A 14,263-nucleotide genomic window follows, 5' to 3' on the forward strand; every position below is an offset into this window, starting at 1 on the left:
GCGGGGTCGTCCACTCACCGAAGGACTGAGACGCGAACGGGCGCAGCCTTGCGGCCACGCCCGTCTGTCTGTCGAACTGAAGCTGTAGCTCAGGCGGCGCGGCGCACCAGCGCGACTTCCGGGTCCTGCAGGGCGCGCAAGCCGCGGTTTTCCTCGAGAGCGAGCGCGATCACGGCGTGGTCGACCCGCTCGGCTTCGCGAACCAGGTTGATCAGGAGCGGGCCGACATTCAGGGCCGGGCCGCTGCGCGCCATCTGCAGGCACGTGATCAGCCAGGCGGCGTCCTCGTCGCGGATGTAGCCGGTGGGGCGGCGCTCCCAGACCAGGTGGGCGGTCAACGCCTCGACGAAAAACTCGGCCCAGGCGTCGCAGGCGTTCGCGACCATGCGCTCCATGCGGATCAGCCCCTCGGCCTCTTCCTTCGAGATCCCGGCATCGTCGATCAGCCGCTGTATTTCGCGGACGTCATCCAGAGCAATCGATTGCTTCTCGATGGTCCGGATCACGACGTTCTGGATGCGGTTGGCGTTCATCTGTTTGACCTCCGCGGCTTTATTGTCGCCGCTCTTCTCTCTTTCGTGCAGTAATCATTGATCCACACGTATGGAGCGCAAGTTAAAGGACGATGTCCTAACGAGCATTCAGGTTAAACAGGCCTGATCACGCATGCTTACTTGAAGATGAATCCCAAGGCGGGCTATTCACAGCAGTCGTTCCGCAGGCTAGGCAGGAGGCCCACCTGCGGAACGCGTCATGACCGCTCCCCTGCCCGTCTGCTTCACGCCGGACGCCCTGTATTTCCGCCCTGCGGTGTTCACGGCCGCGACGCTGCTGGCCCAGCCGGACGCCGAGCGGCTCGACATCCTGTTCCTCTGCGAGGACCGCGACGTCGCTAAGGGCTTCGAGGATCTCGACCCCACCTTGCGCGGCCGCATCACCCTGCTGCCGGTGGACTGGGCCCGGCACGTCGCGGACCTGCCCACGCGCGGGCATTTCACCTCGGCGGTGAACCGGCGCCTTGCGCTGCATCGCGTCCTGCCCGAGCGCTATGAGCGTTTCGTCTCGATGGACGCCGACATGCAGGTCGTCCGCCCGGGCCTCGCGCGTTTGGCCGGGCTCGATCTGGGTGGGCGCGCCCTGGCGGCCGCCTATGACATGATCTTCCTGAAGGACTTCGAGGACGGCCCGCTCACGGCCGAGTTCCGCGCCTATCGGGCTGAGCTCGGGCTCGCGCCGGATACGCCCTACTTCAACAACGGGCTGACGTTGATCGACCGGCATGCGTGGACGCTGGCCGGCGTCGCCGAGGAGGCGGCCGCAAGGCTGCGGTCCGCGCCGGCGCGCTTCCCGTTTCTGGAGCAAAGCGCGCTGAACAGCGTCATCCAGGGCGCCTTCGCGCCGCTTTCGCCGCGCTACAATTTCATGGGCGACTTCCTGCTGCTCGACATTGAGGACGAGATCGAGCCCGTGGTCCGCCATTTCGTGAACCGCCCGAAGCCGTGGGAAGCCGGCTACCCGGGCGCGCCTGCGCACGCGGAGGCTTACGCCGCGTGGTTCGCGGCGTCTCCCTGGCCTGGATATGCCGTCGAGCCTGCCGCGCCCCAGCCTGACGATCCAACGAAAAAGGCCCGCATGGCGCCCTTCCGGGAGCGCCTGCGGGCCGTTCTTGGAACATTGAGCTTCGTGGACGGCTGGCGCCCGCGAGCGTCGGCTTAGGCCGCCTTGGCGACCGCGCCTGCAGGCGTGAGATCGCAGCACGGCTTCAACACCGCGACCAGCAGCGCTTCCGCCCTCGAAAGCGCCGCGCTGCGCCGGCCGAGGCGCTCCGCGACCCAGCTGCGAGCCGGGTCCGCCGCCCGCGTAACGGCCTGCAATGTGGCGTCGGACGCGCCGCGCGCGACCCAGCCTTCGCAGGCGCTCACCCGCTCCTCGGTGAGAGCGGCGGTCACCACCTGCGCGAACAACGACGGCGCCGTCACGCCGCTCTGCGCGGACGCCAGCACGGTTTCGTCGAGCCAGAAGCTCCGGGCGAAGATCGAGGCCTCCGCCGCGCCTGCGCCGGCCGAAAGCAGATGATTGGCCACCGCAGCCGCAAGCAGCGCCGCAAAGTCGGCCGACGCGCCTTCGCGCGTGGTTTCGGCGATGTCGAACAGCGCCTCGGCCTCGCGACGGGTCACCGCCCGGTCGGCATGCGCCATCAGCACCTTGCGAACGCGGTGGGCCACGGCCGCGCCACCGAGCGCCTCCGTGCGGAGCGCCCGGAGCTCGGCCAGGTGGACGGCCTCCGGATCACCGGCCGCTTGCCGCTTGGGAATACAAAAGTCGGGATCGAACGCCGAGAACACAGGCAACTCCACGCCAAGGGCCATTGCGGCCAATTTGGCGCTAATTGCTGTGAGCCGCCTTAACGAGAGGTTGCGATCGCGCCGCATGCTTGAGGGCCCGTAAAGGCCCGCAACCGCGAAAACAACCTGGCCGAGCCGATCAGAGCGGCAGGTTGTCGTGCTTGCGCCAGGGCTGCTCGGCCTTTTTCTCCGCCAGCATCGCGAGCGCGCGCGCCACCCGGCGACGCGTGCCATGCGGCATGATGACTTCGTCGATAAAGCCGCGCTCGGCCGCCACGAAGGGCGACAGGAAGCGCTCCTCGTATTCCTTGGTGCGCGCCGCGATCTTTTCGGCGTCGCCGATGTCCTGGCGGAAGATGATCTCCACCGCGCCCTTGGCGCCCATCACGGCGATCTGGGCGGTGGGCCAGGCGTAATTCACGTCGGCGCCGATGTGCTTGGACGCCATCACGTCATAAGCGCCGCCGAACGCCTTGCGGGTGATCACCGTCACCAGCGGCACAGTGGCCTGCGCATAGGCGAAGAGCAGCTTTGCGCCGTGCTTGATGAGGCCGCCATATTCCTGCGCGGTGCCGGGCAGGAAGCCTGGCACGTCCACGAGCGTCACGATCGGGATGTTGAAGGCGTCGCAGAAACGGACGAAGCGGGCCGCCTTGCGGGAAGCGTCCGCGTCGAGCACGCCGGCGAGCACCATCGGCTGGTTGGCGACCACGCCGACGCTGCGGCCCTCGATCCGGGCGAAACCCGTGACGATGTTCTTCGCGTAGCTCTCCTGGATTTCGAAAAAGTCGCCCTCGTCGGCAAGCTTCGCGATCAGCTCCTTCATATCGTAGGGCTTGTTCGGATTGTCCGGCACCAGCGTGTCGAGCGACATCTCGACCCGGTCCTCGGCGTCGAAGCTCGGCCACACCGGCGCACCCTGCGTATTGTTGGCCGGCAGGAAGTCCATGAGGCGGCGCACCTGCAGCAGCGCCTCGAGGTCATTGTCCCAGGCACCGTCGGCCACAGAGGACTTCGTGGTGTGGACCTTGGCGCCGCCGAGCTCCTCGGCCGTCACGGTCTCGTTGGTGACGGTCTTCACCACGTCAGGGCCGGTCACGAACATGTAGCTCGTGTCGCGCACCATGAAGATGAAGTCCGTCATCGCGGGCGAGTAGACGTCGCCGCCCGCGCACGGGCCCATGATCACGGAGATCTGCGGAATGACGCCTGACGCCTGGACGTTGCGGCGGAACACCTCGCCATAGCCGCCCAGCGCCGCCACGCCCTCCTGGATGCGGGCGCCGCCCGCGTCGAACAGGCCGATGATCGGGGCGCGCATCTTCAGCGCCATGTCCTGGATCTTGGTGATCTTGGCCGCATGCGTCTCCGACAGAGAGCCGCCGAACACCGTGAAGTCCTTGGCGAAGATGAAGACCGTGCGGCCGTTGATGGTGCCCCAGCCGGTCACCACGCCGTCGCCCGGAACCTTGTTGGCCTCCATGCCGAAATCGGTGCAGCGATGCTGCACGAAGGTGTCGAATTCCTCGAAGGAGCCCTTATCGAGCAGCAGCTCGACGCGCTCGCGCGCCGTCAGCTTGCCGCGCGCATGTTGCGCCTCGATGCGCTTCTGCCCGCCGCCAAGCTTGGCTTCCGCGCGCCGATCGTCGAGCCTTTCGAGAATGTCCTTCATGCGATCGTGCCTCCGTGGCCCGGCCGAGTCGGCCGCCCACAAAAAAACCTGCGTCCGGCTGCTTAGCATGCGCCGGACGCAGGTTGGAACTCGACGGATGGGGGAGACGGCGCAAAGCCCTCCCCGCACCTCTGTCTTATTCGACGGTCAGGCTGACCTCGACATTGTTGCGGGTCGCGTTGGAATACGGGCAGACGATATGGGCGTCATGCACGAGCTGCTCGGCCTGCTGCCGCTCAATGCCGGGCAGCGAAATGTGAAGGTCGACCTTGATCGCGAAGCCGGTCGGGATCGGGCCGATGCCGACGTCAGCCGAAACCTTGGCGTCGTCCGACACCTTGACGTTGCTCTTGCGCGCCACCGCCTTGATGGCGCCCAGGAAGCAGGCCGAATAGCCGGCCGCAAAGAGCTGCTCCGGGTTCGTGGCCTCACCGCCGGCCCCGCCCATCTCCTTCGGCACCGAGAGCTTCACGTCGATCACGCCGTCAGACGACACGGCGCGGCCATCGCGCCCGCCGGTCGCGGACGCATGGGCGGTATAGACGACCTTGGGTTGGTCCATGGGGGGATCTCCTGGTTGGCGGCGCGCGCCGCGAAACATTGACCTGGAGATCATAGGGCGTGCGGCCGCCAAGGCAGCCCCACCGGCGCTCCGCCTAAGCAGAATGGATCAGGCGCAGCAGCGTGGCGGCCGCGTCCATCTCGGCCCAGCGCTTCGCCCGACGCTCTAGCGCGTCGTCGTCGAGGCCCCAGACTTCCATCTGGAAGTCCTCGTCCACATGCGCGGCAGCCCAGGCCTGCGCCGCCGAGAGCCGCCCGCGCGCCACCGCAACGGCCAGCAGCGAGGACCCGGTAAGGCTCGTGATGGTGGAGAGCGCCGCAAGGGCGATCGGATCGCGCACCGCCTCGACCTCCCGCCGAACCGCATCCAGCGCGCCCGAGGGCTGCTCGATGAACATGACGCCTTCGGCCAGGAAAAAACGCGCGCCCAGATCCTCGCGCGCCCATTCCAGCACGGGATCCCACGCCTCGGCCTGGCGCTGCACCAGGCGGGGCGGCTCCCCGGCTCTGTAACAAAGCAGGTCCGATCCGGCGTAGCGGACGATTTCGTCCACGACGTCGTCGCGCATCCGCGCCACGCCATCGATGCCGCTGTTGGCGAGCTTGGTCATCGGCATGGTGGCGGGATTGATCTCGGCGCCTTGCGCGGCCCATTCGCCGGCCACCGCCTCGCCGGCAGGACGGTTCGGCAAGGCGAGCGGCGCCTTGGCGGGCGTGCGGGCCGGGCGTCCGTCCAGGGTGAGGACGAAGCCGCCATCCTTCTCGGCCACGCCCGCCTCCTTATAGAAGCGCCGCGGCAAGGACGGCGCCGCGGAGGCCGATCGCGCGGCGCGGACTGGATCGTGGCCGTTGGCGTCAGGGAACCAGGCGTTCTGATCGTTCGACATCGCCGGGACATGGCGTCCCCGGGCGACGTTGTCCAGCCTGATCACCGCTGCGCGCCATCCAGAAGCAAGGATTCGAGTTCGGCGAAACTCTCGACCACCGTCTCCGCCCCGGCCTCCACGAGCGCGCCGGGCGGATGATGCCCCCAGCTCACGCCGATGGCCCGCGCGCCCGCGGCCCTGGCCATCAGCATGTCGAAGGTAGTGTCGCCGATCACCACGGTTTCGTCGGGCCGGGCTTCGGCCGCCGCCATGGCTTGAAGCGCCATCCCGGGATGCGGCTTCGAGGGCGCATCGTCTGCCGTCTGGATGGTGGCGAAGAGCTCGCCCCAACCATGTCCGGCCAGGATGCGATCTACACCGCGCCGCGATTTGCCCGTCGCGACGCCGAGCGTGACCTGCGGGTCGGCGGAGAGGCTCCGCAGGATCTGGTCGGCTCCGGTGAAAACCGCTTCCCGGTACCCCGGCGCGGACACACGCCTCCGGAACGCCTCGCGGTACAGATCGACGAGTTGGTCGACGGGTCCATCGTCGCCGACGAGCCGCAGGAACGTCGGCCGTAGCGACAACCCCACCAAGGCCAGCAGTTCAGCGTCCGCCGGCAATGCCAGGCCTGCCGCTGTGAACGCCTCCCAATGAGACGTCAGGATCGACTCCCGGCTGTCCACCAAAGTGCCGTCCATATCAAACAACGCGAAAAGCAACGTGGGCACCTCCGAATCCACCGAAAGTGGTTGTGGTCACAACCTCGATGCAACCTAAAGTATATTTACAATTAACTCACCACAAATCAGCCTGAACCCACAGAAACACATCAGGCAAGCTCCTGGATACGATCGGTTAAAGGCTCATACCTATAGTCAACTCGTGCCACAACGAATGGCAGATGCAAACAGGAGCTAACGAAATGACCAAGTTTTTCAGGTCCTTCCTCCGTAACGAGTCCGGCGCGACTGCCATCGAGTACGGCCTGATTGCCGCTGTTCTGGGCCTCGGGATTCTGACGGGCGCCAAGACCCTGCGCAACGCCGTAAGCGATCAGTTCACGCAGGTCGGCACCGACCTTAAGGCGATCAAGAACTAAGACAGCATCCGCCTGCATGGGGCCAAGCCCCATGCAGGCATGTTTCGGACGGAGCCCATGTACGCCATATTTAAGCAATTCGTTCAGGACGAGTCGGGGGCGACCGCCATCGAGTATGGACTGATTGCACTGCTTGTCGGACTCGGAATCCTGACCGGAGCTCGAACGCTGCATAACAGCATCGAAGAGCAATTCAAGGCGACGGCAAACAGCGTGAAGACGATCAACTGAACACCGCTCGTCCAAGTCTTTCGCCTCACATCTCCGGCGCGTCCTCGATCGGATCATACCTCGCCGTATCGAATCCGAGCAGGTTCCAGCTCTGCCGCATGTGCGGCGGCAACGGCGCCGTGACGTCCACCGGCTTGCCCGAGCGCGGATGCGGGATCACGATCCGCCGCGCCAGAAGATGCAGCCGGTTCTGGATGCCGCCCGGCAACTCCCAGTTCTCGATGTCGAAATACTTCGGATCGCCCACGATCGGATGCCCGATATGCACCGTATGGGCGCGCAGCTGATGCGTGCGCCCCGTCACGGGCTTCAGCGACAGCCAGGCGAGCTTCTGCGCCGCCGTCTCCACCACCGCGTAATATGTCACCGCATGCGTCGCGCCCTCGGCGCCGTGCTTGGCGACATGCATCTTGGCGTCGCCCTCCTCGTCCTCGCCCTTGGCGAGATAGGTCGAGATCCGCCCCTGCTTGACGCGGGGCACGCCCGCCACCAGCGCCCAATAGGTCTTGCGCGTGTCGCGGGAGCGAAAGCTCTTGGCCATCGCGGCCGCTGCAAAACGCGTCTTGGCGATCACCAGGCAGCCTGACGTGTCGCGATCGAGCCGGTGCACCAGCCGGGGCGTCTGGCCCTTGGCGTCGGTGAGAGCCTCCAGCATTTTGTCGACATGGTTGGTCATGCCCGAGCCGCCTTGCACGGCGAGGCCCATCGGCTTGTCGATCACCAGCATGTCGTCATCCTCGTAGAGGGTGATCGACTTCAGGTAGGCGCGTGTTTCGTCATCCGCCTTGGAGGCGCGCGGGCCGGTCTTGGGCGGCGTCAGCGACAACGGCGGAATGCGCACCGCCTGCCCTTCCTCCAACCTGTCCTTGGTCTCGACGCGCTTGCCGTTGACGCGCAGCTCGCCCTTGCGGACTACGCGCTGGATATGGCTGAAGGACAGCCCCGGAAAGCGCGCTTCCAGAAAGCGATCGATCCGCATGCCGGCCTCGTCCGCCGTCACCGTGACGGTCTGGACCTTGGTCATCACCGCGTCTTCGGCGACGGCGGCGACCTCGGCCGGAGCCTGCGGCTCCGCCTCGATCTCGACCGCCCTTTCCCGGGCCCGCCGTTCGGTCCGGGCCTGGTTCTGCGATGGGGCCCATCCCTTCGTGCGCCGCGGCGCCTGCCCCTCGGTCGGCATGTCTCGCGCGGCGGCGGCGTCCGGCGCGAAGCTCTTGGCTCGCCCGGCGTCCGGTCCCGTCCTGCGGGGCGGGCGACCCGTGGGGGCGCCAGCGGTCCCGCGGGGCGCCGGACGCGCCGGACGCGGGCCGCCCGCAGCCGTGCGGGAGCCGGAGCCGGGCTTCACGCGCCCTGCACGGCCGCCCGTGGCGCCGGGACGCTTGGGTCCGCCCTTGCTCATGTGAAACTCCTGATGAGGGCAAGGCCGCCTGCGAGGCCCAGAATGGACAAGATCACCGAAGCGCCCACATAGGCGGCGGCCGCGCCACCGGCGCCGCGCTCCCAGAGAACGACGGCGTCAAGCGAGAAGGCCGAAAAGGTCGTGAACCCGCCGCAGATGCCGGTGGTGAGAAACAGCCTTGCCGGCTGCGACCATGACGCGTCGGTCCGAAACGCCAGCCAACCGACCAAAAGGCCCATCGCGACCGACCCCGCCACGTTGATCAACAGCGTGTGCCACGGAAAGGCCGTTCCTGCCACGCGCGTGATCGCCATGTTCACGCCATGCCGCAGGGCGGCGCCGATGCCGCCGCCGAGGAAAACGAGAAGGGTCGATTGCATGGGAGGTCCATTCCGGCGCCTGGCGCTCAGGAGGGTCCTAGCAAAGTTGGGGCGGTCTGAACACCCCAGGGGCCAGGCGCCTACTCGCCGCGCTCGGCGCGCAGCTTGCGCCACCACTCCATGCGCTTGCCGATCTCACGCTCGAAGCCGCGCTCCACGGGCTCGTAGAACTGCTGCCGGCCGAGTTTATCCGGCCAATAATCCTGCCCCGAAAAGGCGTCCGGCTGATCGTGGTCGTAGCGATAGCCCGCGCCGTAATCTTCCTGCTTCATCAGCTTGGTCGGCGCGTTCAAAATGGTCTTAGGCGGCGTGAGCGAGCCATGCTCCTTGGCGGCGCGCAGCGCGGCCTTGTAGGCCGTGTAGACGGCGTTCGATTTGGGCGCAGTCGCCAGATAGACGGTGGCTTGCGCGAGCGCGAGCTCACCCTCCGGCGAGCCGAGATAATCGTAGGCGTCCTTGGCGGCGTTGCAGATCACCAGCGCTTGCGGGTCCGCCAGCCCGATATCCTCCACGGCCATGCGCACGAGGCGGCGGCCGATATAGAGCGGGTTCTCACCGGCGTCGAGCATGCGGGCGAGGTAGTAGAGCGCCGCGTCCGGGTCGGAGCCCCGCACCGTCTTGTGGAGCGCGCTGATGAGATTGTAGTGCCCGTCCTGGCCCTTGTCGTAGATTGGGGCCCGGCGCTGCACGATCCGCGACAGGCCGGCGGCGTCGAACACCTCCCCGGGCTTGGCGGCGCGCCAGATTTCCTCCGCGAGCGTCAACGCCGCGCGGCCGTCCCCATCCGCCATGCCGACCAGCGCCACGCGGGCGTCTTCGTCCAGCGGCAGCTTGCGGCCTTCGACCTCCTCGGCGTGCGCGAGCAGCCGCGCCACGGCATCCTCGTCCAGCGAGCGGAACGTGAGCACCCGGGCGCGCGAGAGAAGCGCCGCGTTGAGCTCGAAGGATGGGTTTTCGGTGGTGGCGCCCACCAGCGTAATGGTGCCGTCCTCCATCACGGGCAGGAAGGCGTCCTGCTGCGAGCGATTGAAGCGATGGATTTCGTCCACGAACAGGAGCGTGCCGCGCCCGGTGGAGCGACGGCCGCGCGCCGCCTCGAACACCTTCTTGAGGTCGGCGACGCCGGTGAAGATCGCCGAGATCGGTTCGAAATGCAGCGTGGTCTCATGCGCGAGCAGCCGCGCCACGGTGGTCTTCCCGGTGCCGGGCGGGCCCCAGAAGATCAGTGATCCCAGCGAGCCCGACTCGATCAGCCGCGTGAGCGCGCCGTCCGGCCCGACCAGATGGTCCTGGCCGACGACCTCGCCGAGCGTCGTCGGCCGCAGCCTGTCGGCCAGCGGGCGGGGCGCGCCTTTCTCCAGGCCGGCGGCTTCGAAGAGGTTAGACATCCCGCAGAGATAACGACGCCAGGCGGCGCGCGCCAGCGCGGCGTCAGCCGCCGACCGCCGTCGTCAACACCTCGCCGCCGCGCTGCACCACCAGCTTCCAGTAATATTGCCGCGGCTTGGCCAGCTTCTCGAGGTCGCGCGAGGTCGCAACCTTGTTCTCGTCGACCTCCAGGATCACGTCGCCCTTCTTGAGGCCGAGTTCGGCCGCCGGGGAACCCTGCGCGATGTCGGCCACGATCACGCCGTTGACGCCGATCTCGGCCGACAATTCCTCGGCGACGGCCGGCGAGGCGTTCATCACCGTGGCGCCCGCGAGCGGCCAGCGGCCCTTCAGCACGACAGTGTCGCGCGGTCGGGTTTCCGGGGCGACGCTCAACTTCACCGGGACGGTCAGCTTCTTGCCCCCGCGCAGCACGGTGAGGGTCGCGGTCCCGCCCAACGGCTTCGTGGCGAATCGGAAGCCGAAGCCGTCTGGATCGTCAACCTCCTGCCCGTCGACGGACAGGATCACGTCGCCGGCCTTCAAGCCTGCTTCGGCGGCCGGGCTCTTGTCGACCACGGAGGCGACCAGCGCGCCGATCGGGCGGTCGAGCCCGAGGCTCTCGGTCAGGTCCGACGAGACGGCCTGCAGCTTGCCGCCGAACCAGGGGCGTCGCACGCTCTTGCCGCCGCTCCGCGCCGAAGCGACCACGACCCTGACCATGTTGGACGGGATCGCGAAGCCAATGCCGTGGCTGCCGCCCGACTGTGAGAAGATGGCCGTGTTGACGCCGATCAGCCGGCCGTTGACGTCCACCAGCGCGCCGCCGGAATTGCCCGGATTAATGGCCGCGTCGGTCTGGATGAAGAACTGGTAGTCGGAGACGCCGACCTGCGTGCGCGCCAGCGCCGACACGATGCCGGACGTCACCGTCTGGCCGACGCCGAACGGATTGCCGACCGCCAGCACGAGGTCGCCGACCTCCAGCGCGTCGGAATCGCCGAGATCCAGCGCCGTGAAGGGCTCGGACGCCTTGATCTTCAGAATCGCGAGATCCGTGCGCGGGTCGCGCAGGACGATGTCAGCCTCGAACTCCCGCTTGTCCGAGAGCGCGACCTTCACCTCCGTCATGCCCTCGATGACGTGCTGGTTCGTGACCACGAAGCCGCTCGGATCGACGATCACGCCCGAGCCCAGCGAACGCTGCGTCCGCTCGCGCGGCGCGCCCTGGTCGCCGCCGCCGAAGAACCGGCGGAAGAAGGGATCGTCCATCAACGGATTGCGCGGCATCTTTTCCACGCGGCTCGCATAGACGTTGACGACGGCCGGCTTCACGCGGTGGACGAGCGGCGCAAAGCTCATCTTCATCTGCGCCTGCGAATCCGGGATCCGGCCCTGCGGCGCGATCGTCTGGCCTTGGGCGCCCCCGGCCGCCACGCCGAGCGCCGCCAGCGCAAGCAAGGCCTTGATCATCGTGCGCATCGGCTGCTTCCCGTCCAGGGTTGATGGTGAGGCGGATATAGCGAGGCGCCCGGCCAGGAGAAAGGGTCTTGGCGCACACCGCGCGAACCCCGTCCAAACGCAAACGGGCGGCCCGAAGGCCGCCCGCGAAGCTATCGCATAACGCAGAGGCGCTTACGCGGCCTCTTCGACCGTCTCGGTCAGCATGCTGGGGCCCGAATCCTGGCCGCGCGCGTCGACGTCGCGATCCACGAACTCGATGACCGCCATGTCGGCGTTGTCGCCGAAGCGAAAGCCGGCCTTCATGATGCGCGTGTAGCCGCCCGGACGCTCCTTGTAGCGCGGGCCGAGCACGTCGAAGAGCTTCTTGACGAGCTGCACGTCCTTAATCTGCGCGATCGCCTGGCGGCGGGCGTGCAGGTCGCCGCGCTTGCCGAGCGTCACCAGCTTCTCGATGACCGGACGCAGGTCCTTGGCCTTCGGCAGCGTGGTGATGATCTGCTCGTGCTTGATCAGGGCCTGGCACATGTTCGCGAACATGGCCTTGCGATGCTCGGCCGAGCGGTTGAACCGGCGGCCTCTAAATCCATGGCGCATAGGATCTCTCCTTGTTGGTTCAGCCGCCGTGCCACGGGTCGGCTGTCTTCATGAGGGTCAGGCGACGGTTGATCCGCCGCCCGCCCGGCAGAACGGTGTGGCTCAGTAGTGCTCTTCGAAGCGCTTGGCGAGCTCTTCGATGTTCTCCGGCGGCCAGCCGGCGATTTCCATGCCGAGATGCAAGCCCATGCCCGCGAGCACTTCCTTGATCTCGTTCAGCGACTTGCGGCCGAAGTTCGGGGTGCGGAGCATCTCCGCCTCCGTCTTCTGGATCAGGTCGCCGATATAGACGATGTTGTCGTTCTTCAGGCAGTTCGCCGAGCGGACCGAAAGCTCCAGCTCGTCCACCTTCTTGAGCAGCGCCGGGTTGAAGGCGAGCTCCGGCATCGCGGTCTTTTCTTCCTCGCGACGCGGCTCCTCGAAGTTCACAAACACTTCGAGCTGGTCCTGCAGGATGCGGGCGGCGTAGGCCACCGAATCCTCAGGAGACACGCCGCCATTGGTCTCGATGACCAGCGTCAGCTTGTCATAGTCCAGGATCTGGCCCTCGCGGGTGTTCTCGACCCGGTAGCTGACCTTCTTGACGGGCGAATAGAGGCTGTCGACCGGGATCAGGCCGATCGGCGCGTCTTCCGGACGGTTGCGGTCGGCCGCAACATAGCCCTTGCCCATCTTGACCGTGAACTCCATGCGGATCTCCGCGCCCTCGTCGAGGGTGCAGATCACGAGCTCGGGGTTCAGGATCTGGCAGTCGCCGGGGGTCTGGATGTCGCCGGCCTTGACCTGGCCGGGGCCCTGCTTGCGCAGCGTCAGGCGCTTCATGCCCTCGGCCTGCATCTTGATCGAGATCGCCTTGATGTTCAGGACGATGTCGGTGACGTCCTCACGCACGCCCGGAATGGACGAGAACTCGTGCAGCACGCCGTCGATGTGGACGGAGGTGATCGCCGCGCCCTGCAGCGAGGAGAGGAGGATGCGGCGCAGGGCGTTGCCCAGCGTCACGCCAAAGCCGCGCTCGAGCGGCTCGGCCACGAGCGTGGCCACCCGCTTGCCGTCGTCGCCCGGAGTGACTTCGAGCTTGCCCGGCTTGATCAGGTCTTGCCAATTCTTCTGGATCACGGGTGTTGTCCCTCATGAAAGAGCGCGAGGCATATCGGTCCGTCGACCCTGGCCCCGCGTTCACGATGACGCATGGAAACGCCTCCCCGGCCCGTCGGACGGGGAGACGCAGACTTTGAGAAAATCAGACGCGACGACGCTTGCGCGGACGGCAGCCGTTGTGCGGGATCGGGGTCACGTCGCGGATCGAGGTCACCGTGAACCCGGCGGCCTGCAGCGCGCGCAGCGCCGACTCACGGCCGGAGCCGGGACCCGTCACTTCGACTTCGAGGGTGCGCATGCCGTGCTCGGCGGCCTTGCGGCCGGCGTCCTCGGCGGCCACCTGGGCGGCGTACGGGGTCGACTTGCGCGAGCCCTTGAAGCCCATCATGCCGGCCGACGACCAGGCGATGGTGTTGCCCTGCGCGTCCGTAATCGTGATCATCGTGTTGTTGAACGAGGCGTTCACGTGAGCGACGCCCGACACGATGTTCTTGCGTTCGCGACGACGAACGCGTGTTGCTTCCTTGGCCATGGTCTTGATCCTTCTTGCGCGCCCGTCATGCCAGGCGCTCGGGATGGAGGTGGTCGGGAATTCGGACCGCGAGCCCTCAGGCTCGCAGCCCTTCATGGATTGCGAACCTCAAGGCTCGCGGTCCAGATCGGCGACCCCGGCCGAAGCCGGAGACGATCAGGCGGCCCGAAGGCGCCCGAGAATTACTTCTTCTTGCCGGCGATCGGCTTGGACTTGCCCTTGCGGGTGCGCGCGTTGGTGTGCGTGCGCTGGCCGCGGACCGGCAGGTTGCGGCGATGGCGCAGGCCGCGGTAGCAGCCGAGATCCATCAGGCGCTTGATGTTCATCGCGACTTCGCGACGAAGATCGCCTTCGACCGTGTAGTCGCGGTCGATCATTTCGCGGATCTGCAAGACCTCGTTGTCGGTCAGCTGCGCGACGCGACGCTCGGCCGGGATGCTGAGGGCGGTGGTGATCTCTTCCGCCTTCTTCGCGCCAATGCCGTGAATGTACTGAAGCGCGATGATGACGCGCTTGTTCGTCGGGATGTTGACGCCAGCGATACGTGCCATTTCGGCCGTCTCCATAATGCGCCGCCGAAGCGGCCAACTCAAAACCCCCGCGTCCGGTGGAGGCCGGCCCATGCGGGGTGAGACACACGCGTTTTCC

17 protein-coding genes are annotated in these 14,263 nt (G+C 67.0%); 3 read left to right on the forward strand and 14 right to left on the reverse strand.

Translation table 11 applies throughout. From position 1 onward, the window contains the following. Window positions 1–89: 89 nt before the first annotated feature. The gene (locus AC1DSZ_RS22155) at window positions 90–533 is read right to left on the reverse strand and encodes a hypothetical protein (RefSeq protein WP_476840494.1); all 444 of its coding nucleotides are present in this window, start codon (window positions 531–533) and stop codon (window positions 90–92) included. A 220-nt stretch (window positions 534–753) separates the two neighbouring features. Between AC1DSZ_RS22155 and AC1DSZ_RS22160 the strand changes: the two genes are divergently transcribed. Beyond that, window positions 754–1,716, forward strand: coding sequence for a glycosyltransferase family 8 protein (locus AC1DSZ_RS22160; RefSeq protein WP_476840495.1), 963 nt, complete (start codon window positions 754–756; stop codon window positions 1,714–1,716). Here AC1DSZ_RS22160 and AC1DSZ_RS22165 read toward each other — a convergent pair. The 5 genes from AC1DSZ_RS22165 to AC1DSZ_RS22185 form a co-directional block, all read right to left on the reverse strand. After that, window positions 1,713–2,369 carry a hypothetical protein gene (locus AC1DSZ_RS22165; protein ID WP_476840496.1) on the reverse strand — a complete coding sequence of 219 codons (657 nt, stop codon included), beginning with the start codon at window positions 2,367–2,369 and terminating at the stop codon, window positions 1,713–1,715. The genes AC1DSZ_RS22160 and AC1DSZ_RS22165 overlap by 4 nt on opposite strands. Window positions 2,370–2,484: 115 nt before the next feature. Beyond that, window positions 2,485–4,017, reverse strand: a complete 1,533-nt coding sequence (locus AC1DSZ_RS22170; RefSeq protein WP_476840497.1) for an acyl-CoA carboxylase subunit beta — start codon at window positions 4,015–4,017, stop codon at window positions 2,485–2,487. Between the two features lie 136 nt (window positions 4,018–4,153). After that, window positions 4,154–4,579 carry an organic hydroperoxide resistance protein gene (locus AC1DSZ_RS22175; RefSeq protein ID WP_476840498.1) on the reverse strand — a complete coding sequence of 142 codons (426 nt, stop codon included), beginning with the start codon at window positions 4,577–4,579 and terminating at the stop codon, window positions 4,154–4,156. Between the two features lie 94 nt (window positions 4,580–4,673). Beyond that, on the reverse strand, window positions 4,674–5,465 hold the full coding sequence (locus AC1DSZ_RS22180) for an ATP12 family chaperone protein (protein ID WP_476840524.1): 792 nt from the start codon (window positions 5,463–5,465) through the stop codon (window positions 4,674–4,676). A 41-nt stretch (window positions 5,466–5,506) separates the two neighbouring features. Next, on the reverse strand, window positions 5,507–6,166 hold the full coding sequence (locus AC1DSZ_RS22185) for an HAD-IA family hydrolase (protein ID WP_476840499.1): 660 nt from the start codon (window positions 6,164–6,166) through the stop codon (window positions 5,507–5,509). Window positions 6,167–6,369: 203 nt separating this feature from the next. Here AC1DSZ_RS22185 and AC1DSZ_RS22190 point away from each other — a divergent pair, with 203 nt between their 5' ends. Both AC1DSZ_RS22190 and AC1DSZ_RS22195 read left to right on the forward strand, forming a co-directional pair. Then, window positions 6,370–6,546: a Flp family type IVb pilin gene (locus AC1DSZ_RS22190; RefSeq protein ID WP_476840500.1), complete on the forward strand. Its 177-nt coding sequence runs from the start codon at window positions 6,370–6,372 to the stop codon at window positions 6,544–6,546. A gap of 57 nt (window positions 6,547–6,603) precedes the next feature. Beyond that, window positions 6,604–6,777 (forward strand): Flp family type IVb pilin, encoded by a 174-nt coding sequence (locus AC1DSZ_RS22195; RefSeq protein ID WP_476840501.1) that lies wholly within the window; start codon window positions 6,604–6,606, stop codon window positions 6,775–6,777. A 25-nt stretch (window positions 6,778–6,802) separates the two neighbouring features. On the opposite strand, the gene AC1DSZ_RS22200 is transcribed toward AC1DSZ_RS22195, so the two are convergent. The 8 genes from AC1DSZ_RS22200 to rpsM form a co-directional block, all read right to left on the reverse strand. Continuing rightward, the gene (locus AC1DSZ_RS22200) at window positions 6,803–8,176 is read right to left on the reverse strand and encodes an RluA family pseudouridine synthase (protein ID WP_476840502.1); all 1,374 of its coding nucleotides are present in this window, start codon (window positions 8,174–8,176) and stop codon (window positions 6,803–6,805) included. Beyond that, window positions 8,173–8,556 carry a fluoride efflux transporter CrcB gene (gene crcB / locus AC1DSZ_RS22205; RefSeq protein WP_476840503.1) on the reverse strand — a complete coding sequence of 128 codons (384 nt, stop codon included), beginning with the start codon at window positions 8,554–8,556 and terminating at the stop codon, window positions 8,173–8,175. The genes AC1DSZ_RS22200 and crcB overlap by 4 nt, the downstream gene beginning before the upstream one ends. A gap of 80 nt (window positions 8,557–8,636) precedes the next feature. Then, window positions 8,637–9,944, reverse strand: coding sequence for a replication-associated recombination protein A (locus AC1DSZ_RS22210; protein WP_476840504.1), 1,308 nt, complete (start codon window positions 9,942–9,944; stop codon window positions 8,637–8,639). A 43-nt stretch (window positions 9,945–9,987) separates the two neighbouring features. After that, window positions 9,988–11,406 carry a DegQ family serine endoprotease gene (locus AC1DSZ_RS22215; protein ID WP_476840505.1) on the reverse strand — a complete coding sequence of 473 codons (1,419 nt, stop codon included), beginning with the start codon at window positions 11,404–11,406 and terminating at the stop codon, window positions 9,988–9,990. A gap of 153 nt (window positions 11,407–11,559) precedes the next feature. Continuing rightward, entirely contained in the window at window positions 11,560–11,982 is a 423-nt protein-coding gene (gene rplQ, locus AC1DSZ_RS22220) for a 50S ribosomal protein L17 (RefSeq protein WP_188518749.1), read from the reverse strand. A gap of 102 nt (window positions 11,983–12,084) precedes the next feature. Beyond that, window positions 12,085–13,101, reverse strand: coding sequence for a DNA-directed RNA polymerase subunit alpha (locus AC1DSZ_RS22225; RefSeq protein ID WP_476840506.1), 1,017 nt, complete (start codon window positions 13,099–13,101; stop codon window positions 12,085–12,087). Window positions 13,102–13,225: 124 nt separating this feature from the next. Further along, window positions 13,226–13,615 (reverse strand): 30S ribosomal protein S11, encoded by a 390-nt coding sequence (gene rpsK, locus AC1DSZ_RS22230; protein ID WP_188518751.1) that lies wholly within the window; start codon window positions 13,613–13,615, stop codon window positions 13,226–13,228. A 182-nt stretch (window positions 13,616–13,797) separates the two neighbouring features. Next, complete coding sequence (rpsM, locus tag AC1DSZ_RS22235; protein ID WP_476840507.1) at window positions 13,798–14,166, reverse strand: 30S ribosomal protein S13; 369 nt, start codon at window positions 14,164–14,166, stop codon at window positions 13,798–13,800. Window positions 14,167–14,263 lie beyond the last annotated feature (97 nt).

The sequence above is a fragment of the Alsobacter sp. P4_H11 genome (genome assembly GCF_056400925.1).